The sequence below is a fragment of the Rufibacter glacialis genome (genome assembly GCF_008271745.1).
GTDB classification, from domain to species: Bacteria; Bacteroidota; Bacteroidia; order Cytophagales; family Hymenobacteraceae; genus Nibribacter; species Nibribacter glacialis.
On the sequence record NZ_VKKZ01000022.1, the window covers coordinates 485,515 to 505,369 of the forward strand.

Sequence of the window (19,855 nt, forward strand, 5' to 3'; positions counted from 1 at the left end):
ATTTCAGTTGGCTTTATTTTAGCACTCTTTTAAAGGCCCTCCATGTTCAGTTAGGAGCAATTTTGGAGAATCATCGCACTCGCGCCACCGCCGCCGTTACAGATGGCTGCCGCCCCGAATATGCCTTCTTTCTGATGTAACACAGACAGCAGCGTACAGAGAATCCTTGCCCCAGACGCACCTTGCGGGTGACCCATGGCGACCGCTCCACCATATACATTGGTCTTAATGGAAGGAATCTCGAGGATTTGCTGGTTAGCTAAAACTACTGGGGCATATGCCTCGTTTATATCTCATCACCTCTAAATGGGCTTGCCGCAAAACTTTCTAATAACCCCAAGAAACTACCCATCGGCGTTCGCTTTGCTGATACGATGAATACTTCTTTCATTTTATTTTGCTATTTGCTCAGTTGGAGTACCTGTTCTTCCATTAGGCCAATGATAGGAGGGGTGGCTACACCTAATAGGTTCAGGTAAATGCATAATGCTCCCCGATGGTGTATCTCATGCACGAACAGTGCCCTTAAAAAATTCCCCAGCCCAACCTCCTTGCCATCCAGAGATTTAATTTTCCGCTTTAGTGCCTCATCAGATAATGACTTGAAAATTTCAATTGACTCTAAGTGCATTTGGTTGAAGTATGAAAGGATGTTATCATAACCATCGGCCAGTTCTTTACCACAACCCTTATAGTTGGGCTTGTTGCCTATGGCCATCTCCGCAAAAACGTTTCTTTCAATAGAGGCTATATGGCGAACTAAGTCACCAATGGTGAATTTTCCTTCCATATAGGCCCAGTCCATTCTATCAGCTGGTATTACTTGGACTACTCTGTCTGTTATCTGCCTGGTTTTTTCATAGTAGTTGAGAAAACCCTTGATGTGCGTTATTTCCATTGACTTATAGGTTTATTTTATACCGAACGGTATATTATTTTCCAAAAAAATTAGACTTTCAGGTTGGTAATTATTTTTTCCAGATAGTTCATTGTAGTCATCAGCTCCGTCTGTCTTTCTGTAACTTTTGCTTGCATGATAGCTCCTTCTATAAGCGATATCAATACAACAGCAAATTCTGTTGGGTTGGTGTCGGGTTTGATTTCTCCTCTTTGTATTCCCCTCTTGATTTGGTTTTCAATCGAATTTTTCCAAATCAGCAGCGCATTAGATGCCCTCTCTTTTAACTTAGGGTGAGTATCGTCCGCCTCAGTCGAAGTATTAAGAATGGGACAGCCAGGCTCTAAGAAAGGGATTTTTAAAAAGTTCCGGTAGACTTTCGGATAAACCAATAAGCTTTCGATGGAATTTTCGCTCGCTAGGATTCTTTCCTTGATGTAATGTGTAACACGATTGAAATTATAGTCAAATGCAGCAATAGCAACTTCGTCTTTATTTCTAAAGTTTCCATATATACTTCCCTTTGAGAGTCCGGTTGCATTTGTCAAATCACTGAGGGAAGTGCCTGCAAAGCCTTTTTTGTTGAAGACAGGCGCTGTCTGCTCGATAATGAATTGCTTTGTTCGCTCTGATTTTGAAATTCCTTTCCCCATAGGTGACACAAATATACAATAAAAAACCAATCGGTATATTTTATTTAAAAAAGTTTGGATAAGTTCTCACCTATACGGTGTGGAGTTTACCTGCCAGTCCATGCCAAAGCAAATAAAGCCAAAGGAGAACAGCTTTTCATTCTTGAGCTGGAACCTGTGCGGCAACTTTCCCTGTGGTGGGGCCATCCATTCATAGAATCCGTCTGCAGGCACAAGGCACCTTTTAGGTGAGAGAAGGTTCCTTAAAGAAGTTTTCACGTTCAGCGGCAAAGGCCTACCCACATCCTTTGGTGGTAAGACCGTGAATGCCATGGTTGAGATATGAAGGCAGGCGGACCTTGACGCCGGCAACAAGAAAGTGATCCGTGGCAAGGTGGCCGTGATCTACACCCGTGTCTCCATCTAGGAGCAGGCCGAAACGAACCAGAGCTTGGAAACCCAGCCCACCAGCTGCGAGTCCTATGCCAAGCACCACGGCTACCAGGTGTTGGGGCACTTAGGAGGCACCTGCGAGAGCGCTAAGTCTGACGAGCGGAAGGAGTTTAAGCGCATGCTCGACTTTGTCAAAAATAACAAGCACAAGATAGGCTACATCATTGTCCACTTCCACGATCGCTTCTCCCGCTCCGGCACCAGCGCTGCCTTTATTGCCGATCAGCTCCGCCAGCTGGGCATTTCCCTGTTGGCTGTGGCCCAACCGGTGGACACCTCCACGGCCATGGGCATGCTCATGCAGCAGCTTTATTTTTCAATGAGTCACCTCGACAACCACCAGCGTAAAGAACGCTATACGGCCGGCATGCTGGCCATGGTGAGGAAAGGCTGCTGGCCGGGCAAAGCGCCCATGGGCTACGACCTGCTGAAAGCAAATGGAGAGCAGGTGATCAGGCCCAACAAGATAGGTCGACTCATTCGGAAGGCCTTCCACCTGAAGGCCGAGCAGGGCCTCTCCAACACTGACATCATCAAGCGTCTCAAGGCGCCGGGCCTTTCGCTCCTCAACCAGACGCTCACCAAGATCTTCCGAAACCCCTTCTACTGCAGCCTCGTCACCCATGCCTGCTAGCCGAAGGGGAGGTGGCCGTGGGACGGCCTGAGCCTTTGATCTTCAGAGAGTTGTTTCTGCGGGTCAACGGCCTGCAGCAGGAGAACGAGCATGGCTACACCCAGGTAAAGGAGGAAGAGCACTTGCCGCTGCGCCACCACATCAAGTGCGGCACTTGCGGCAAACCGCTGACAGGCTACATCGTCCGAAAAAAGGAGCTTTTCTACTACAATTGTAACAAGATCGGCTGCCGGCTCAACCGCAACGCCTCGAAAATGCAAAACCTTTACCAGGACCTGCTCAAGCATTACCAAGTAACTCCTGTGCTTTTGCCCCAGGTGCAGGAGGCCATGGAGCAGGTGTTCTAGCGCCTCTCCCAGGATTATGCCCGGGAAGCCCGGCGCCTGCAAGGGCAGCTGTCGGCACTGAACGCAAAGCTGGACACGCTGGAGCGGTGCCATACCTTCGGAGAGATAAAGCGGGAAATCTACACCAGGTTCAGCGCAGAGCTCACGGCAGAGGGGCAGGCACTGGAGGATCAGCTGGAAAAACTCGCCGCCCCCATGTTGAACCAGCAAAAGCTGCTGGAAGCGGCCTTGAATTTAGTGTAAACCTCTCAAAGTCAATGGGTAATTTTAGTGTCACTCAGCGTAGGAGGCTGCAAGCGTTGGTGTTCCCGGAAGGAATCGCTTATGATTGGGAAAACCGGGCTTATCGAACCAGCAGAGTCAACTCTTTTTTCGGCCTAACGGCGGAGATTTCGCAGGAATTAGGCCAAAAAGAAAAGGGGAAAAGCAGTTTTGAAACTAACTTTTCCCCTTTAGTAGTCCGTAGGGGAATCGAACCCCTGTTACCAGAATGAAAATCTGGTGTCCTAACCCCTAGACGAACGGACCGTTTTTTCCGTTTTGATGGTGCAAATATAGAAGGCTCTTTTTGATCTGACAAGCATATCTCCCAAAAAAAATGCGTTTAAACGGTAATTGGCTCAAAATGAGCCGGTAAATTTTTAATTTGTTTTGCCTGCCGGAACATGTAACTTGCCGGCGATATTTAAGAACAAAACATACGTAACATGTCTAAGAAAATAAGAGTAGCCATCAATGGCTTTGGCCGCATAGGCCGTCTTACCTTTAGGACCCTGATTGAGCGCGAAAACATAGAAGTGGTGGGCATCAATGACCTCACAGACAATGCCACTCTGGCGCACTTACTAAAATATGACTCAGTGCACGGCCGGTTCAACGGAACCGTTACAGCAGATGAGAACAGCATTACCGTAAACGGCCAGCGCATTGAGATCTACGCTGAGCGTGAGCCAAAGAATTTGCCTTGGGGTAAATTAGACGTAGACGTAGTATTAGAGTCTACCGGTCGTTTTGTGGATGAGAAAGGCGCAGGCGGGCACTTAGAGGCAGGCGCTAAAAAAGTAGTGATCTCTGCTCCCGCCAAAGGCAACATTACCACGGTGGTATTAGGCGTGAACGAAGATGTGTTGACCGGCGAAGAGAAAATCGTTTCCAACGCTTCTTGTACCACCAACTGCCTGGCCCCAATGGCCAAGGTATTGGATGATGCCTTCGGAATTGACAAAGGCTATATCACCACCGTACACGCATACACCGCCGACCAAAACCTGCAAGATGCGCCCCACGCCGACTTGCGCAGAGCCCGTTCCGCGGCGTATTCCATCATTCCTACCTCTACCGGTGCTGCCAAGGCCGTAGGGTTGGTGTTGCCGCACCTGAACGGTAAGCTAGATGGGGTAGCCATGCGCGTGCCTATTCCAGATGGCTCTTTGACTGACTTAACGGTGATCCTGAAGAAGGAAGTTTCCGTAGAGGAAATCAACGCCGCTATGAGAAAAGCCGCCGAAAACGAATTGAAAGGCATCCTGGAGTACACCGAGGATCCTATCGTTTCTATTGACATCGTGGGCAACCCGCACTCCTGTATTTTTGACGCCGCCCTTACTTCTGCCAACGGAACGCTGGTGAAAGTAGTAGGCTGGTATGACAACGAGTTCGGGTACTCAAACCGGGCCGCCGACTTGATCGCGCGCATCGGGTAAACCCTTTGATAATGCATAGCTAGTGGTGTCGCCTTCCGGCGGCACCACTTTTTTTATGTATTTTTGCCAAAACACCCCCTAAACGTCAGCCCACAAAAATGGACCGCCTTTTTTGCCTTATTTTATGGCAAAGGGCCTTAAACATGTAGGAGGTGTGGCCAAGACAACCGTACAGCAAATGGAACAGGTGACTGCCCCGGAGAAAGCATATTTTATCCTCAACCCTAAGTCTGGGGTTCAGAGCAGCATATCAGTACCAGACCTGATTGCCGAACACCTGGATACCGCCCGCTGGTCGCCGGAGATCGTGCTCACCCAGCATGCTGGCCACGCCACCGACCTTGCGCGACAGGCCGTTGCCGCTGGGGCCCGATTGGTGGTGGCCGTGGGCGGAGACGGTACCGTGAACGAGGTAGCCCGCGGGGTGAAAGACACTTCTGCTGCCCTGGGCATATTACCCAAAGGCTCCGGCAACGGTTTGGCCCGGCATTTGGGCATCCCGCTGGTACTGCCCCAGGCCTTGGCCTTGTTGAATGAGCCTACCTTCCACCACATTGACTCCTGCACGATCAACGGGCACCCGTTCTTCTGCACGGCCGGCATTGGGTTTGACGGTCTGGTAAGCTCTGTCTTTGCGGCCAGCACCAAACGCGGGCTCTCCAGCTATGTGCAGTTGGTGGTGCGCGAGTTCCGGAATTTCAAGTCAGAAACGGCCACGGTCAGCATCAACGGCCGCGACCTTACCTCAGATTTCTTTGTGGTGGCCTTTGCCAACGCCTCGCAGTACGGCAACAATGCCTACATAGCGCCCAACGCCGACATTCAGGATGGTCTGATGGACGTTTGCCTCATCCGGCATGTGGGGGTAGCAGAGGCTATTCAGTTGGGCTTTGGTTTGATGACCAAACAGATTGCGCATTCCAACTTAGCAGAATTCCATACCTGTTCCACCGTGCAAGTACAAAGCCCGGAACCCCAGTATTTCCACGCTGATGGGGAATTCATGGGCCAAGCCACGGAGTTTGAAGTGAAGATGTATCCGAAGTCGTTAGAAGTGATCGCCTCCTTGGGGGCCAAAGCCTGATACCATGAGCAAGAACAAAAAGAACCGCGAGGGGATCGTTTTCTCCACCAACCCGGATTTTGAGTACGAATACCAACAGGAGGGAGAAATCCAGACCCTGCCCCCTCAGCAACAGAACCTGCGGGTGCAGCTGGACAAGAAAAGCCGGGGCGGCAAACAAGTCACCCTGATCACCGGTTTCGTGGGACAGGACGATGACCTGCAGACGCTGGGCAAAACGCTGAAATCCAAATGCGGGGTAGGCGGCAGTGCGAAAGACGGAGAAATCACCATCCAGGGTGATTTCAGAGACAAAATCCTGCAACTACTGCTGGACCTGGGCTACAAAGCCAAAAAAGCCGGTGGCTGATCACCCCTAAACAGGCTTAGTTTCCAGGGGGATAGAGATTCCTAATTCCTAATTCTTAATTCCTAATTACTATTTAGGTACTGCAGCGCCTTCTGCACGTCCTCGGGGGTGTCAATTCCAATGGTGTCCAGTTGGGTCACGGCGGTAACTATCTTGAACCCGTGCTCCAGCCACCGCAACTGCTCAAGCGACTCGGCTTTTTCCAGGGCAGAAGGAGGGAGTTGGGTGAGTTCTGCCAAGACTGAACTGCGGTACCCGTAAATCCCGATGTGCTTGAAATACCCATGGCGGGAAAGCCATTCTTCCTGTTCTGCACCACGCAGGTAAGGGATAGGGTGCCGGCTGAAGTAGAGCGCCTGCTGGTGGGTGCCCACCACTACTTTGGGGCTGTTCGGGTTGAAGAGCTCTTCAGCAGACACTACCGGTTTGATCAGCGTAGCGATTTGGGCCTCTTTCTGCGAAAAGCAATCCAACACCTTGTTGATCTGCTCGGGCTGAATAAACGGTTCATCTCCCTGGATATTGACCACCACCTCAAAGGAAGCCTTCAGGTTTGTATAGGCCTCATGGCAGCGGTCGGTGCCGCTTTGGTGATGGGCCGAAGTCATGGTCACCTTACCCCCGAATCCTTCCACATGGTCCCTGATCCGGTCATCATCAGTGGCCACTACCACTTCCTGCAGGTTGGCGGCCCGGGCCTGCTCATACACCCGCTGGATCATGGATTTGCCCTCCAGCATAATCAGGGGTTTACCGGGGAAACGGGTAGAGGCGAACCGGGCAGGAATGATACCAACAGCTTTCATAGGAAGTGAGAATTAGAGGCAGAGGTTGTGATTTCAGGATTTCTTACCGGCAAGTTAACCGGATTAAGCTCCAGAAAACAAACTTTGGCTTTAGAAAGTAAGATTCTGCCCCTAGCAGCTACCGCCAATCTGCCGGGGACAAGGGAAAAAATTATTGTTTGTTTTTGCCTTCTTTATCGGAAAGGAGAGGGAAAACAGAACAGCTCACCAAACCAAGGAACCTGGAAAAACGGAGGTAAGCCTGGCCTTCTCAGAACTTCGTCCAGTAGGGAAGTGGGCCAGAGGAAGCGCCGTTTAACGCTTGTTTCCGTAAAAGTACCCGTAAAACGAACCACCTCATAAACTGAACATAACCCTGAAAACATGCAGCCGATTGGGAAATACATTATGCTATTGGGCCTGGGCATTGCCCTGGTAGGAGGAATCATCTGGTTGCTGGGCCCTCGGCTGGATTGGTTCGGTCGCTTGCCCGGCGATGTGCGGGTAAACCGGCCCGGTTTCAAAGTCTTTGCGCCCTTTACCACCATGTTGCTGTTGAGTATCCTCATCAGTTTGGTGCTGTGGGTGATTCGCCGTTTCTTTGGTTAAAGATCAAGAAAAGGCCTTGCTAGCCAACTCTTTTTCCCTTTATTAATTAGGCAACCTTGGTTTGGTGGCTTTCCTTTGAATCCATGTTCTTTCTGCTCTCTAAGCTGCTTCAGTACCTTATCTCCCCTTTGTTATGGATAGTGGCCCTCTTCGTTTTAGGGTTACTTCTGAAAAAGCAGGCCAGAAGCCGCTTCGCCTTTAAAGCCGGGCTGGTTTTACTGCTGTTTTTCACCAATCCCTTTTTGAGTAATGAAGCCTGGCTGGCTTGGGAACCGGAGCCGGTTTTGATGAAAGACGTACCGGTGTATGACGCCGGTATTGTGCTGACCGGTGTCACAGAGGTGAACAAATCACCCCATGACCGGGTCCACTACCAAGAGGGCGCCGAACGGATACTGGATGCCATCCAGCTCTACAAAATGGGCAAGCTGAAGAAAATCATCATTTCCGGCGGGTCTGGGGCTATCAAAGACGTGGCCAGGACGGAGGCCAGGAACCTGCAACAGACGGCGCTATATGCAGGCGTCCCCGCCGTCGATATCCTGTTGGAGGAGCGGAGCCGGAATACGCGGGAAAATGCCCAATTCACCAAGGAGCTGGTGCAGACCCAACCCCGGTTGCAGAAGCTGTTGCTCCTTACCTCGGCGTTTCACATGCGCCGCGCTCAGGGTTGTTTTGAGAAAGTAGGCCTGAAAACAGACCTCTTCCCCACAGATTTCCGGACCCATGACCGCAGTTTCCATTTAGATGACCTGCTCATCCCTGATCCGGAGGCGCTTCAACAGTGGACTAAACTACTACACGAGTGGATGGGGTATGTTACCTATAAGGTGCTGGGTTATTCCTGAGGTTCACCTACCCAAATGGTTTTCTGGTTCACGAACTCCCTGATGCCCAGGTAAGACAACTCCCGCCCGTAACCTGATTTCTTCACGCCCCCAAACGGCAGGGCAGGGTCTGAAGCTACAATGGCATTCACGAAGACGGCGCCGGCTTCCACTTGCTTGGCCAGTTCCTGCCCGCGTTTCACATCATTGGTCCAGACAGAGCCGCCCAACCCAAAGGGGGAGTCGTTCGCTATCTTCACCGCCTCTTCAACGTCTTTGGCAATGAACACCAGCGCCACCGGCCCGAAGAACTCCTCTTCATAGGCGGGGTTGCCCGGTTGGATGTCAGTGAGGATGGCGGGGTGGAAGAGCGCTTTGTCTGGGTCGGGTTGGCCTCCTGGAAGGTAAAGGTGAGCACCGGCGGCCACCGCGCGCTCCACCTGTTGGGTCAGTTCCTGGGCCAGGTCTACGCGGGCCATGGGGCCGTAGTCAATGTCATCGTCTTCCAGCGGGTTGCCGGTTTTCTTTTTCTGCAGGTTTTTGGAAAAAGCGGCCAGAAACGCCTCGGCGATGGGTTTCTCCAGAATGAACCGTTTGGCGGCAATACAGCTTTGGCCGGTGTTGATGAGGCGGGCATTAGCCGCCTTCTTGGCCACGGCCTCCACATCAGCGTCGGCTAAGACAATGAAGGCATCTGACCCACCCAATTCCAGCACCGTCTTCTTGATCTCCTGGCCCGCCACGGCGGCTACCTTGGCCCCGGCGGCTTCGCTGCCGGTGAGGGTGACGGCTTTGATACGGTCATCTTTGATGAGCTGCTCCACCTCCTGAGACCCAATCAGCAACGACTGGAAACACCCTTCGGGGAACCCCACCTTGTCAAACACCTCCTGAATGGCAAGGGCGCATTGCGGCACGTTGGAGGCGTGTTTGAGCAAGCCCACGTTCCCGGCCATCAGGGCGGGCGCGGCAAACCGGAACACCTGCCAGAACGGGAAATTCCAAGGCATCACCGCCAGCACCGTACCCAAGGGCTCAAAGGAGATGAAGCTGCGCAGGGCGCTGGTCCTGATGTCTTCCTCCTGCAGGAATTCCTCGGCATGCTGGGCGTAATAATGGCATACCATGGCACATTTGGTTACTTCGCCGCGCGCTTGCGCCAGCGGCTTGCCCATTTCCAGGGTGATGATTTTGGCGTAGTAGTCGGTGTTGCCCGCCAGTTCATCACCGGCGCGTTGCATCAGGGTGGCTCTTTGGGAGAAGGTGGTGGTGCGCCATGCCTGGAAGGCGGTATCTGCCTTCTGAAGCGTCTCCTCAATCTGCTGGGAAGTGGCGGCCTCAAAGGTTTTCTCCACTTTATTCGTGTATGGATTCAAGGTTTGGATAGCCATAGTGGTTAAATTAGGGTAATTAGTACTTCTACGGACAAAAAGAAGGAACCTGCTTTCTACTTGTGCGTAAAATACCCTGTTCCTAGATGTGCAAGACCGGAGCCCTAAAACATATTTTACCTGACGGTGTTAAAAGGGTTACGTAAAGCAAGGAACTTTCACTTCCCCCTGCTCAGTCTCCACCGGCCGTATGGCCTAACGATTTTACTTGTTGGACTCAACATTGAATATTTCTTCTGAAGAGGAACTGGTAGCGCGGTTACGGGGGCAAGACCAGCGCGCTATCACCCTGCTGTACCGGAACTACTCTGCTGCGCTGTATGGGGTGATCCTGCGGATTGTGAAGCAGGAAGAAGTAGCCGAAGATGTTCTGCAGGAGAGTTTTGTGAAGATATGGTCGGCTTTTCCCAGCTATGATGAGCAGAAGGGACGGCTCTTTACCTGGATGCTGAACATTTCCCGAAATTTGGCCATTGATAAAATCCGGTCAAAACAATACCGCGTAAGTTCAAGAACCCAACCCATGGAAAACACCGTGACTTCCCACATGGTGAGCAGTGACGGCATCAAACCGGACCACATCGGGTTGCAGGAAATGACCGACCGTTTGAACCCGGATCAAAAAGTAATCATAGATTTGATGTACTTTAACGGATTCACCCAAAGCGAGGTGGCAGAAGAGCTGAACATCCCGCTGGGAACGGTAAAAACCCGGGCCCGCATGGCCATTAAATTCTTGAGCAAATTAATCAAATAGAGTTGAATACACAGGAGTATATAGATTCTGGAGTACTGGAGCTGTACGCAGCCGGCGGGCTCACGCCTCCTGAAAGGGAGGAGGTAGAGCGCATGGCCCAGCAGTACCCAGAAGTGCACACCGCCCTGGACGAATGCCTGCAAACCATGGAGGCCTATGCGCTGACCCATGCCAAGCCGCCACGCCCTGAATTGGAAGATCAGATTTTACGTAAATTATACCCCGCCCCAACCGCACCGGAAGTGCCGCAGGCGCCCAACGGCAAAGTGCTGCCTTTTACTTCTTCTGCCCCAAGCCTTCAGAAAGAGAAAGAAAATACCCGTTGGTGGCAGATGGCGGCTGCCGTGTTGCTGTTGATCAGCGCCGCTGCCAATGTGTACCTGTACAGTTCCTTGCGCAACACCCGCAGTGAACTGGTCAGCGCCCGCCAGAGCACCCGCCTGTATGCCCTGCAAGTGAACCAGCTGGAGCACAAGAGTCTTCAGACGGAGAATCTTTTGGGAGTCCTGCGCAATCCGCAGACCTTGGCCGTGCAACTGAAAGGGGTTCCCCAACACCCTGACGCGCAGGCTACCGTTTTCTGGAACCAGGAGACCAAAGAAGTCTATATGGATCCGGCCAGGTTACCGGCGGCCCCACAAGGCAAGCAGTACCAGCTTTGGGCGCTGGCCCAGGGTAAACCAGTTGATGCAGGCCTCGTGAGAGCCACTGAACGGGCCTTGGTTCAAATGAAAGCAGTGGAAGAGGCCCAAGCCTTTGCCGTGACCCTGGAACCGGAAGGGGGCAGTGTGAACCCCACCTTAGAAGAGATGTATGTGATGGGTACCCATTCGGGCAAATAAAACAGGTCAAATAACGCCACTCCTTTAATAGTTTGTCTCTCTTCCTGTAGATCTCTGATTGGAAAAGCTTTTTTGCCCTGTTTTAGAAAATTCGGCCCTGAAACGCGTAAATGGGAGAGGAAGGCGTTACAACAGAAACCCATATTCGGTTCATCTCACTTAAAAAAGTGTACCCATGGAAAAAACCTACTACAACCCGGCAGATCTAGGCAAGTTTGGCGCCATTGCTGAATTCCAACCTACCCTGGCCGCTAAGTTTTTTGACTACTACGGCGAAGTGTTCAAAGAAGGCGCTCTCACTGAACGGGAAAAGGCCTTGATTGCCTTGGCCGTGGCCCATGCCGTGCAGTGCCCTTACTGCATTGATGCCTACACCACCGGCTCCCTGGAAAAAGGCGCCGACGAAGCCCAGATGATGGAAGCCATTCACGTAGCCGCCGCCATCAAAGGAGGCGCCGCCCTGGTGCATGGCGTTCAGATGATGAACAAGGTGAAAGAAGTGATGATGTAAGGTTTGATTTGGAGATGAGAAGATTTGAAAATTTGAAAATTAGAGGATGTATAAATGATTAAACCCTTTGCTCATTTTTAAAACTGCATAATATCCAAATTTGTACATCTCCACATCTTCAAATTTGCACATCTCCACATCTTCAAATCCTCACATCTCCAAATTTAAGAACATGAAATCCCTAGCCGCCCAAAATAGCCCTTTCGCTGATGCTGGTTTCCAGCTGGAGGTGCTTCGGCAGCCGCTTCCGCAGGGGACGGTTTTTCCGGCTTTTGGGCAACGGCTCCTGGACCATGGGTTGTGGCCCCTGAAGCCCTCCCATATTTCCATCTTGCAGGTCAACCTGGGCAAAATGTGCAACCAGGTCTGCAAACATTGCCACGTAGATGCCGGACCAGACCGCAAGGAGATCATGACCCGGGAAACCATGCAGCTGTGTCTGGAGGTGCTGGCGAAGACCGACATTCCGGTAGTGGACCTGACGGGTGGGGCGCCGGAAATGAACCCGCATTTCAGGTGGTTTGTAGAGGAGATTTCTAAATTAGGCCGCCAACTCCTCGTACGCTGCAACCTCACCATTATCCTCGCCAATCCCAAGTACCATGACCTGCCCGAGTTTTTCCGGCAGCACCGGGTACAGGTGGTATCCTCCCTGCCGTACTTTACCGCCAGCCGCACCGATACCCAGCGGGGAGACGGAGTGTTTGATAAATCCATCAAAGCCTTGAAAATGCTGAACGCCGTGGGGTACGGCCACGAAGACAGTGGCCTCACCCTGGATCTGGTGTACAACCCGGCCGGGGCATTTCTGCCGGGTAACCAAAAGGCGCTGGAAGGTGAATTCAAGCGGCGCTTGCAGCAGGGCTACGGCATCACGTTCAACAACCTCTTTGCCATCACCAACCTGCCCATCAGCCGGTACTTAGATTACCTAATTTCCACGGGCAACTATGAGCCTTACATGGAAAAGCTGGTGAATGCCTTCAACCCCGCCGCGGCCGCCAACGTGATGTGCCGCCACACGCTTTCAGTGGGGTGGGAAGGATCACTCTATGACTGTGATTTCAACCAGATGTTGGATTTGCCGGTAGAGGCTCGCGCCCCGCGCCACCTCCGCGATTTTAACCTGGAAGCACTTTCCTTGCGGGATATTGTGGTGAACCAACACTGCTTTGGCTGTACTGCCGGCGCGGGCTCCAGTTGCGGCGGCGAAACCGTGGCCTGACCATGAACCGTTTCAACCTGTGCTGGTTTGTTTGTTTCCTCCTCTTTCTAAGTTGCAGGCCGCCGGCGGGAGGGCAGGGTCCTTATCCGCTGTATGACTGCCTGCTGTCTGCGCTTTATAAAGATACGGTGCCCACGCTCACACCCCAACAAGTGACTGACTTGCTGGATAAGACACCTGAAGATATCCTCCTTCTAGATAGTCGGTCCGCTGCAGAGTTTCGGGTAAGCCATCTTGCATCAGCCCAATTCCTTGATTTTGAGAAGGTGGGAGATGAACAACTTACCCGGTTGCCAAAAAACAAGACCTTGGTAGTATATTGCACGGTAGGTTACCGCAGTGAACGCCTGGGCGAACAACTGAAGGCTCTTGGGTACCCAAAGGTGTATCACCTGTACGGCGGCCTCTTCCAATGGGTCAAGGAAGGAAGGCCGGTGGTCAATGTGCACGGATCAACCCAAAAAGTGCATGCCTATTCCCGGTTATGGGGTATTTGGCTTAAAGAAGGACAGAAAGTTTATGAGTAAACCCTTACTGCTGATTTTTGTACGCGCGCCTAAACTGGGCAAGGTAAAATCAAGGCTTGCCCAAACCATTGGCCCTGAAAATGCCTTGCAGGTTTACCAGGAACTTCTGCAGACTACCCGTGCGGCTGCAACCCCAATACAAGCCACTAAATGGGTGTGCTACGCCGATGAGATTATGGAGCAGGATCTTTGGGCGGAGGCTGACTTTGAAAAGCACCTGCAACCCTCTTTGCCAGATCTGGGTCACCGCATGCATACCCTATTTGCCAAAGGACTAGTAGAAGGCTATTCCCCGGTGGTGATCATCGGAAGCGATTGCCCTGGGCTCACTGCCGCCCACCTGGAGGAAGCATTTCAAAAACTAACCCAGACAGATTTGGTCCTCGGCCCAGCAAAAGATGGCGGTTATTACCTGCTGGGGCTCAATTACCTGGTTCCTGATTTGTTCGCCAACATTCCCTGGAGTACAGAAAATGTGCTTACCTCCACAGTCGCCGTCGCCGAAGAGTTAGAGTTGGTGGTCTCGTACCTCCCGGTCCTCGCCGATGTGGACGAAGAAGCGGACCTGGCCGCCTGGCCCCACCTGCAAGCCTTGGTGAAAGTCCAGTGAGCTAAGTGACTTGGCTATAATCCAGAAGCCCTTTCAGGTAAGTTAGCGCTCTAAAGGGTAAGTTAAGCTTGCTGAACGATTTTAATTCCGGAGGTGCCAACTGTTTTTACTTCTGTGTTGATTCTCGTTGAAGGCAGTTGAATATGGAATTAGCCAAGGCGCCTGTTTTCTGGCCAATTTTCAGAATACAACCCTAAAATGCGTGCAAGCGGTCATTGGTCCAAACTGGGGTACCTTAGACTAGAACTTACCCTGGTGCTTTCTTGTTTCCTTCGCAAGGCAGCCGCCTTCCAATAATAGACTTCATGAAAAAACATTTAGACCCATCTACCTTAGCCTTCATCCGCGACCTTCGGGTGAACAACCAGCGCGAGTGGTTTGAGGTGAACCGCAGCCGCTACGAGGACGCCCGCCAGGATTTCATCCTTTTTCTAACTACGCTTTTGCAGGGAGCCACTGAATTTGAACCAGCCCTGGAGGGGCAAGCCCCTAAAGACCTGATGTTCCGGATTTACCGTGATGTACGGTTCTCCCATGACAAGCGCCCTTACAAAGACCATATCTGCGCCTACCTGGCCGAAGGGGGCCGGAAGACCATCAACCCGGGTTTTTACCTGCACATCAGTCCCAATGACGGTTCTTTCCTGGCTGGCGGCGTTTGGATGCCCCCCGCCCCGGAATTAAAGGCCATCCGGCAGGAAATTGACTACAACTACCAGGAACTGAAGGAACTGCTTAATGCCCCTGCGTTTAAGAAATACTTTGTCGGTTTGGGCGGAGATAAGCTGAAAACCACGCCCAAAGGCTATGACAGCGAGAACCCCGCCATTACCTTACTTCGGCACAAAAGCTGGAATGCCACCTACATGCTCACTGATGACGTGGTGACCAGTGACCGGTTATATGAAGAATGCCTGGCGGCCATGCAAGCGGTAAAGCCGGTGAATGATTTCTTCCTTAGGCCCATGAAAGAATTGAAGGGAATGGAAGTCTAAGCCGCTTTTGGCTTCTTTTCTAAAAAACTGATCCAAAATAAAAGCGTCTCCTGACTCAGGAGGCGTTTTTATTTGTTCCTCTCGTTCGGCTCATCTCAACCCGCAAAAACGGACGCGTGTTTCTGCCGTTCTTTCCGCCATTCCCACCCTAAGAAGAAGAACACTACCCCATATTCCAGGGCTACCAGCCAAAGGTTCTCTCTGTATGCAGTGGTTTGGTAGGCTGCATAGGAAAGGATTGCCATTCCAGACCAGACCATCGGGAACCTGTAGCGAGTGCCACAGGCCAAAGCCACCAAGGTACTGAGGTACCATGGGTGCACCGTGGTGGAAAGGAAAAAATAGAGGCTCATGAGCCCCAAAGACGCAATCACCAACCAGGGAAAGGACTTAGGCTGGGCCGGCTGCCCGAAGCCCAACCAAAGGGCACCTGCCAAGGTCAGGATAGGTAAGCCAAGGCCTAAAAAGGAAATGAGGTTAAACCCCGCCAACCAAAAGCCCACGGCCCGCAGCAGATAGTACACGCTGGCATTGAACTCAAACTTCTGGAAATACAGGGTAAGGCTGGAACCCAGGTGCGCTACCAAATCAGGGCTAAGGAATGGTGAAAAGAGGAGCAGGAGGGTAAGCCCCACCAGCAGCCCCACCGCCACCGCCTTTGGCCAGCCCAGATACCTGGGGAGCAAGGGCAATAGCAACAGCGGCAACAGTTTGCTTCCCACGGAAAGCCCCAAGCAAACCGCGGCCAGTGCCCACCTTTTCCCGGAGAAAAAGTAAAAAGCGCTCACCAGGAAAAATATCATGAACGCCTCAAAGTGGAGGTTGCCGGTGAGTTCCAGGATCACCGCTGGGTTCAAGGCGTACCAAAGGGCTTGGGCAGGAGGGAGGTGTAGCCGCTGCAGTACTTTGGGCAGCAGCCAAAGAGTACCTGCTTCCGCCAGCATTACGCAGACCCGCATCATCACCACGCTGGCCAGCACGTCTCCTTTGATCAGGGTGCTCACCCAAAAGATGAACTGGCACACCGGCGGATAAACCGAGTAATACTGGGGAGAGTTCAGCGTCTGGTAAAGGGCTGGGGAAAGTCCGGCAGGCAGGGGCGCGCCAACTTCCATCCAATCACTGGGCAAATTTAGGTAAGGATTCAGGCCGTTCTGGAGCAGGTGTCCGTCCCAAAGAAACCGGGCGTAATCATCTGAGAGGGCGGGCATGGCCAACAACAGTACCAGCCGCAATACCAGCCCTAACCCCAGTCCATACCACAAGGGTATTTTGGCCTTCATTTGCAGAAAGTAGGCTAAAAAGGCCAGACTAAACCAACAAAAGAGGCCCCCAAAATCAGTCCGGGCGATTTCATACCCTAAAACGTAAACGGCCGCCAAGGAAAGTATTCCTGAAAAAACCACCAACCAGGAAGGCAGAGGCAAGGCAGAAGCAGGCAATGACTTCATTTGCTATGGCGCCAGGTGTAGAAGAAGACCAAGCCGAACCCCAGGCTTAACATCAGGTGGTAGGGGAGAAACCCATACGTTTGACGTACCACCCCCACGCCAACGGCGAAGAGGAAGTAAAGGCAAAGCAGCCCCTCTAACCAAGCCAAAGGAGGCACCTTGGAGAGCGAATATTGATTCAGGCGCCAGTTGCCTTTCTGTTGCGGGGCTAGGTTGAATTTGGGTGTCCGGACGAAGGGGGTTTTCCGGCCCAGGAACCCCTCCAGCACGGCCAAAGCATTGTGCAACGACAGCCCCAATGACATGACCAGGAAATAGAAAAACCGCACGGGAAACGTCCAGCCGGAAAGGGTGCCGGAGTACAGGTGCCGCTCAGCCGTCCAGTAAAAGAAACCCAGGATCAGGAAACTGACTTTGAACACCGAAGAGTACCCCAATAAGTGCACCACCACGGGGTACCGGTCTTGCACCAGCATGACCGGCACGCTCAGCAAAGCCGCAACCAGCACCGCCACAAACACGCTGCTGTTGAGCAGGTGAAAAAAGGCGAACCATTTAGATAGCCAGGGTTTGTCTGAGCGGAGCACCTGCCAGAGGTGTTTGCGGGCGGTTTCAGCAGCCCCTTTGGTCCAGCGGTATTGCTGCGACCGTAGGGCGGGCATGGTCACAGGCAGTTCTGCCGGTACCGCAATATGTTCCACGTACCTGAATTCCCAGCCTTGCAGTTGCGCGCGGTAGCTTAAGTCCAGGTCTTCGGTGAGCGTGTCTGCGTGCCAACCACCGGCCTCCAGAATGGTTTTCTTGCGCCAGATGCCAGCCGTACCGTTGAAGTTGATAAAGTGGTGGCCCTTGTTTCGAGCCCCTTGCTCCACGGTGAAATGGGCATCTAAGCCAAAGGCCTGTAATTGGGTAAGCAAAGAGAAGGACCGGTTAAGGTGCCCCCAACGCGTTTGCACCACGCCCACCCGCGCGGAGGTGAAATAGGGAAGGGCTTGGCGCAGGAAATCGGGCGCAGGTAAAAAGTCGGCGTCAAAAAGGACAATGAATTCCCCCGTGGAAAGAGGCAGGGCATGTTGTAAGGCTCCGGCTTTGTACCCGGTTCGGTCTGGCCGGCGAACTTGTTGAATGGAGAGCCCCTGCCGTTGCCCTTTCTCCACCTCCCGCGCCACCAGGGCCACGGTCTCATCTGTGGAGTCGTCTAAGACCAGGATCTGCAGCAGTTCCCGGGGGTAGTCTAAGGCCGCTACGGCCCGCAGGAGGCGTTCAGCCACATATACCTCATTGTACAGCGGAAGTTGCACCGTCACGGTGGGCCACTGGTGAAGCGGCGCCGGTTCCTTTTTTGGCCTTTTCCGGTAGTGCCGGTACAAGACCGTCAGGTGCAACTGGACCGCGCTGTAGAGAAACAGGAATACCAGACAAGCCGCATACAGCACCAGCAACGTTATTTCCAGCCCTTCCATGTTATGTTACTTTCTGCGGTAGTGCTTGCCAATGGTCCAAAGGATTTTATAGCCCGCAAGTACCACGCCTTTGACCGTGCCGGAGATTTTGGAAACCCCAATCCGTTTGCGGTAGGTAACGGGTACCTCAGTGTACCTGATGTTCTGTTGGGCTGCTTTCAACTGCATTTCCACGGTCCAGCCATAGGTGCGGTCTTGCATGTTCAACTGGCAAAGGGCTTGCGTGCTGATGGCCCTGAAAGGACCCAGGTCTGTGAAACGAGCGTTGTACAGACTGCGGAGCAGCGTGGTGGCTAGCCAATTGCCGAAGATCTGCGGTATTGTCATAGAACCCGGCTCCCGTTGTCCCAGCGCCCTTGATCCTATCACCAGGTCATAGCCTTGGGTGAGAAGGGGGTGCAGCACTAGGGGGATTTCCTCTGGATAGTCAGAAAAGTCGCCGTCCATGAAGAGGATAATGTCTGGTGGGGGGACCTGATTAAGAGCATGGGCAATACCGGTGAGGCAAGCCTGGCCATAGCCCTGCCGGGGCTCCCACACCACGGTGGCACCGGCCTGGGTTGCCACCTGCCCGGTGCTATCCGTTGAATTGTTATCCACCACTATGACCTGCTGCACCAGTTCCCGGGGAATGCCGGCTACCACTTTCCCAATGGAAAGGGCTTCATTATAGGCCGGAATAATGACGGTGATCTGAGGCATGTTAAACAAAGATGGGTAAATTCACCTGCTAAAACTAATTTACCGCCCATCTCACAGGAATGGTGTTGTTGATCGAATCGGACAAACAAACCGAGGCTATTCTATCTGAGGAGGAAGTAGCATTTGGTAGACACAGTCTTCGGCTGAAAAAATATGTTAACTAAAAAAAGGATTGCTCTATGAAACACACCTACCTCACCATAATTTTAAGCTTTTGGGCGGCAGGTGCCGTGGCGCAAGGCGTTCCGGATACTGACATCTTTTTAGTACCGCTGAAAAAACAGAAGGAAACTTACCAGGTAGGTGCGCCCCTCAACATTACCCAGCGGCCAGGGTATGACAACCAGCCCAGCTTCACGCCAGATGGGAAATCGGTGCTGTATGCTTCCCAGCGCAACGGGCAACCCACTGATATCTACCAGTATTTCCTCAAGGAGAAGAAGACTTCGCAACTGACGGCCACGCCTGAGGCGGAATATTCTCCCTTGGTTATGCCAGACGCTCAATCGTTCACGGTGGTGCGGGGCAAAGAGCAGCACCTGTGGCGTTTCCCGCTGAAGCCGGCAGCCAGCTCGCCTGCCTTGGTCTTGCAAATGCCGCAGTTGATCGGGTACCACGTGTGGTATAACCAGGATTCTATGTTGGTGGCCGCTTTCCCGGAAACGCCTCCCATGAGCCTTTACCTGGCAGTACCCGGTAAAAAAGAGCCGGTGAAGTTGGAAGAATCTGTGGGGCGGTGCCTGCAGAAGGTGCCCAGGCAGCAGGCCATCAGTTTTTTGGTGCCCGTTTCTGATGCGGTAGCCGACATTAAGCTTATCCATCTGAAAACCATGGAGCGGGAAACCTTAGTACAGGCCTTGCCGGGCAGCCAAGACTATGCCTGGACTCCAGACGGCCAACTGCTCATGGCCCAAGGCAGCAAGATCTTCCTCTTTCGCCCCGGAGCCGGTGGTAAGTGGAAGGAGGTCGCCGACCTCAGCACCAAGGGAATCAAGAATATTACCCGGTTAGCGGTTAGCCCTACTGGTAAGCACCTCTCCTTTGTAGCCACCCTTTGATT

23 protein-coding genes, 1 tRNA gene and 1 pseudogene are annotated in these 19,855 nt (G+C 52.6%); 15 read left to right on the forward strand and 10 right to left on the reverse strand.

Going from position 1 to position 19,855, the window contains the following annotated elements; translation table 11 throughout:
• Positions 1–50 precede the first annotated feature (50 nt).
• From FOE74_RS15695 to FOE74_RS15710, 4 genes and pseudogenes are all read right to left on the reverse strand, one after another.
• Positions 51–293 (reverse strand): annotated as a pseudogene (locus FOE74_RS15695) (acetyl-CoA C-acetyltransferase); the annotation flags it as partial.
• Between the two features lie 107 nt (positions 294–400).
• Positions 401–898 (reverse strand): DinB family protein, encoded by a 498-nt coding sequence (locus FOE74_RS15700; RefSeq protein ID WP_149099566.1) that lies wholly within the window; start codon positions 896–898, stop codon positions 401–403.
• Between the two features lie 50 nt (positions 899–948).
• Positions 949–1,551, reverse strand: a complete 603-nt coding sequence (locus FOE74_RS15705; protein ID WP_225840845.1) for a TetR/AcrR family transcriptional regulator — start codon at positions 1,549–1,551, stop codon at positions 949–951.
• A 66-nt stretch (positions 1,552–1,617) separates the two neighbouring features.
• On the reverse strand, positions 1,618–1,863 hold the full coding sequence (locus FOE74_RS15710; protein ID WP_149099567.1) for an SOS response-associated peptidase family protein: 246 nt from the start codon (positions 1,861–1,863) through the stop codon (positions 1,618–1,620).
• Between the two features lie 118 nt (positions 1,864–1,981).
• Here FOE74_RS15710 and FOE74_RS15715 point away from each other — a divergent pair, with 118 nt between their 5' ends.
• Complete coding sequence (locus tag FOE74_RS15715; protein ID WP_149099568.1) at positions 1,982–2,617, forward strand: recombinase family protein; 636 nt, start codon at positions 1,982–1,984, stop codon at positions 2,615–2,617.
• 35 nt (positions 2,618–2,652) lie between these two features.
• Positions 2,653–2,964, forward strand: a complete 312-nt coding sequence (locus tag FOE74_RS15720) for a zinc ribbon domain-containing protein (RefSeq protein ID WP_149099569.1) — start codon at positions 2,653–2,655, stop codon at positions 2,962–2,964.
• A 456-nt stretch (positions 2,965–3,420) separates the two neighbouring features.
• Here the strand turns inward: FOE74_RS15720 and FOE74_RS15725 are convergent.
• A tRNA-Glu gene (locus FOE74_RS15725) sits at positions 3,421–3,492 on the reverse strand.
• A gap of 179 nt (positions 3,493–3,671) precedes the next feature.
• Between FOE74_RS15725 and gap the strand changes: the two genes are divergently transcribed.
• The 3 genes from gap (at position 3,672) to FOE74_RS15740 (ending at position 6,100) form a co-directional block, all read left to right on the forward strand.
• Entirely contained in the window at positions 3,672–4,667 is a 996-nt protein-coding gene (gene gap / locus FOE74_RS15730) for a type I glyceraldehyde-3-phosphate dehydrogenase (RefSeq protein WP_149099570.1), read from the forward strand.
• Between the two features lie 154 nt (positions 4,668–4,821).
• On the forward strand, positions 4,822–5,751 hold the full coding sequence (locus tag FOE74_RS15735; RefSeq protein ID WP_225840846.1) for a diacylglycerol/lipid kinase family protein: 930 nt from the start codon (positions 4,822–4,824) through the stop codon (positions 5,749–5,751).
• Positions 5,752–5,755: 4 nt separating this feature from the next.
• Positions 5,756–6,100, forward strand: coding sequence for a translation initiation factor (locus FOE74_RS15740; RefSeq protein WP_149099571.1), 345 nt, complete (start codon positions 5,756–5,758; stop codon positions 6,098–6,100).
• Positions 6,101–6,162: 62 nt separating this feature from the next.
• Here FOE74_RS15740 and kdsB read toward each other — a convergent pair whose 3' ends face one another.
• A complete protein-coding gene (kdsB, locus tag FOE74_RS15745; RefSeq protein WP_149099572.1) occupies positions 6,163–6,906 on the reverse strand; it encodes a 3-deoxy-manno-octulosonate cytidylyltransferase in 744 nt (247 codons plus the stop codon).
• Positions 6,907–7,269: 363 nt separating this feature from the next.
• On the opposite strand from kdsB, the gene FOE74_RS15750 reads away from it, so the two are divergent.
• Together FOE74_RS15750 and FOE74_RS15755 are read left to right on the forward strand one after the other, a co-directional pair.
• Positions 7,270–7,494, forward strand: coding sequence for a DUF2905 domain-containing protein (locus tag FOE74_RS15750; protein ID WP_149099573.1), 225 nt, complete (start codon positions 7,270–7,272; stop codon positions 7,492–7,494).
• 83 nt (positions 7,495–7,577) lie between these two features.
• Complete coding sequence (locus tag FOE74_RS15755) at positions 7,578–8,342, forward strand: YdcF family protein (RefSeq protein ID WP_149099574.1); 765 nt, start codon at positions 7,578–7,580, stop codon at positions 8,340–8,342.
• On the opposite strand, the gene FOE74_RS15760 is transcribed toward FOE74_RS15755, so the two are convergent.
• Entirely contained in the window at positions 8,333–9,712 is a 1,380-nt protein-coding gene (locus FOE74_RS15760) for an NAD-dependent succinate-semialdehyde dehydrogenase (protein ID WP_149099575.1), read from the reverse strand. The two genes, FOE74_RS15755 and FOE74_RS15760, sit on opposite strands and share 10 nt — an antisense overlap.
• 223 nt (positions 9,713–9,935) lie before the next feature.
• Between FOE74_RS15760 and FOE74_RS15765 the strand changes: the two genes are divergently transcribed.
• The 7 genes from FOE74_RS15765 to FOE74_RS15795 all read left to right on the forward strand — a co-directional run bounded on the left by FOE74_RS15765 (position 9,936) and on the right by FOE74_RS15795 (position 15,179).
• Entirely contained in the window at positions 9,936–10,469 is a 534-nt protein-coding gene (locus FOE74_RS15765) for an RNA polymerase sigma factor (RefSeq protein WP_225840847.1), read from the forward strand.
• A gap of 2 nt (positions 10,470–10,471) precedes the next feature.
• Complete coding sequence (locus tag FOE74_RS15770) at positions 10,472–11,311, forward strand: anti-sigma factor (RefSeq protein WP_149099576.1); 840 nt, start codon at positions 10,472–10,474, stop codon at positions 11,309–11,311.
• 175 nt (positions 11,312–11,486) lie between these two features.
• The gene (locus FOE74_RS15775) at positions 11,487–11,822 is read left to right on the forward strand and encodes an arsenosugar biosynthesis-associated peroxidase-like protein (protein WP_149099577.1); all 336 of its coding nucleotides are present in this window, start codon (positions 11,487–11,489) and stop codon (positions 11,820–11,822) included.
• Between the two features lie 172 nt (positions 11,823–11,994).
• Entirely contained in the window at positions 11,995–13,047 is a 1,053-nt protein-coding gene (gene arsS, locus FOE74_RS15780; protein WP_149099578.1) for an arsenosugar biosynthesis radical SAM (seleno)protein ArsS, read from the forward strand.
• Between the two features lie 2 nt (positions 13,048–13,049).
• Positions 13,050–13,574, forward strand: a complete 525-nt coding sequence (locus FOE74_RS15785) for a rhodanese-like domain-containing protein (protein ID WP_149099579.1) — start codon at positions 13,050–13,052, stop codon at positions 13,572–13,574.
• The gene (locus FOE74_RS15790) at positions 13,567–14,184 is read left to right on the forward strand and encodes a TIGR04282 family arsenosugar biosynthesis glycosyltransferase (RefSeq protein WP_188686844.1); all 618 of its coding nucleotides are present in this window, start codon (positions 13,567–13,569) and stop codon (positions 14,182–14,184) included. The genes FOE74_RS15785 and FOE74_RS15790 overlap by 8 nt, the downstream gene beginning before the upstream one ends.
• 305 nt (positions 14,185–14,489) lie before the next feature.
• Positions 14,490–15,179: a DUF2461 domain-containing protein gene (locus tag FOE74_RS15795; RefSeq protein ID WP_149099581.1), complete on the forward strand. Its 690-nt coding sequence runs from the start codon at positions 14,490–14,492 to the stop codon at positions 15,177–15,179.
• Between the two features lie 95 nt (positions 15,180–15,274).
• Here the strand turns inward: FOE74_RS15795 and FOE74_RS15800 are convergent, their stop codons facing one another.
• The 3 genes from FOE74_RS15800 to FOE74_RS15810 all read right to left on the reverse strand — a co-directional run bounded on the left by FOE74_RS15800 (position 15,275) and on the right by FOE74_RS15810 (position 18,795).
• Positions 15,275–16,462 (reverse strand): putative hexosyltransferase, encoded by a 1,188-nt coding sequence (locus FOE74_RS15800; protein WP_149099582.1) that lies wholly within the window; start codon positions 16,460–16,462, stop codon positions 15,275–15,277.
• 164 nt (positions 16,463–16,626) lie between these two features.
• Positions 16,627–18,093 (reverse strand): glycosyltransferase, encoded by a 1,467-nt coding sequence (locus FOE74_RS15805; RefSeq protein ID WP_149099583.1) that lies wholly within the window; start codon positions 18,091–18,093, stop codon positions 16,627–16,629.
• Positions 18,094–18,099: 6 nt separating this feature from the next.
• The gene (locus FOE74_RS15810) at positions 18,100–18,795 is read right to left on the reverse strand and encodes a glycosyltransferase family 2 protein (protein ID WP_149099584.1); all 696 of its coding nucleotides are present in this window, start codon (positions 18,793–18,795) and stop codon (positions 18,100–18,102) included.
• Between the two features lie 179 nt (positions 18,796–18,974).
• On the opposite strand from FOE74_RS15810, the gene FOE74_RS15815 reads away from it, so the two are divergent.
• Positions 18,975–19,853, forward strand: a complete 879-nt coding sequence (locus tag FOE74_RS15815; protein WP_149099585.1) for a TolB family protein — start codon at positions 18,975–18,977, stop codon at positions 19,851–19,853.
• Positions 19,854–19,855 lie beyond the last annotated feature (2 nt).

Coding starts and splice junctions, on each gene's coding strand:
- FOE74_RS15800 (WP_149099582.1), bottom strand. CDS start 16,462: ATGAAGGCCAAAATACCCTTGTGGTATGGACTGGGGTTAGGGCTGGTA.
- FOE74_RS15705 (WP_225840845.1), bottom strand. CDS start 1,551: ATGGGGAAAGGAATTTCAAAATCAGAGCGAACAAAGCAATTCATTATC.
- FOE74_RS15805 (WP_149099583.1), bottom strand. CDS start 18,093: ATGGAAGGGCTGGAAATAACGTTGCTGGTGCTGTATGCGGCTTGTCTG.
- FOE74_RS15790 (WP_188686844.1), top strand. CDS start 13,567: ATGAGTAAACCCTTACTGCTGATTTTTGTACGCGCGCCTAAACTGGGC.
- FOE74_RS15750 (WP_149099573.1), top strand. CDS start 7,270: ATGCAGCCGATTGGGAAATACATTATGCTATTGGGCCTGGGCATTGCC.
- FOE74_RS15710 (WP_149099567.1), bottom strand. CDS start 1,863: ATGGCATTCACGGTCTTACCACCAAAGGATGTGGGTAGGCCTTTGCCG.
- arsS (WP_149099578.1), top strand. CDS start 11,995: ATGAAATCCCTAGCCGCCCAAAATAGCCCTTTCGCTGATGCTGGTTTC.
- FOE74_RS15700 (WP_149099566.1), bottom strand. CDS start 898: ATGGAAATAACGCACATCAAGGGTTTTCTCAACTACTATGAAAAAACC.
- FOE74_RS15760 (WP_149099575.1), bottom strand. CDS start 9,712: ATGGCTATCCAAACCTTGAATCCATACACGAATAAAGTGGAGAAAACC.
- FOE74_RS15755 (WP_149099574.1), top strand. CDS start 7,578: ATGTTCTTTCTGCTCTCTAAGCTGCTTCAGTACCTTATCTCCCCTTTG.
- FOE74_RS15740 (WP_149099571.1), top strand. CDS start 5,756: ATGAGCAAGAACAAAAAGAACCGCGAGGGGATCGTTTTCTCCACCAAC.
- FOE74_RS15815 (WP_149099585.1), top strand. CDS start 18,975: ATGAAACACACCTACCTCACCATAATTTTAAGCTTTTGGGCGGCAGGT.
- FOE74_RS15785 (WP_149099579.1), top strand. CDS start 13,050: ATGAACCGTTTCAACCTGTGCTGGTTTGTTTGTTTCCTCCTCTTTCTA.
- FOE74_RS15810 (WP_149099584.1), bottom strand. CDS start 18,795: ATGCCTCAGATCACCGTCATTATTCCGGCCTATAATGAAGCCCTTTCC.
- FOE74_RS15775 (WP_149099577.1), top strand. CDS start 11,487: ATGGAAAAAACCTACTACAACCCGGCAGATCTAGGCAAGTTTGGCGCC.
- kdsB (WP_149099572.1), bottom strand. CDS start 6,906: ATGAAAGCTGTTGGTATCATTCCTGCCCGGTTCGCCTCTACCCGTTTC.
- FOE74_RS15795 (WP_149099581.1), top strand. CDS start 14,490: ATGAAAAAACATTTAGACCCATCTACCTTAGCCTTCATCCGCGACCTT.
- gap (WP_149099570.1), top strand. CDS start 3,672: ATGTCTAAGAAAATAAGAGTAGCCATCAATGGCTTTGGCCGCATAGGC.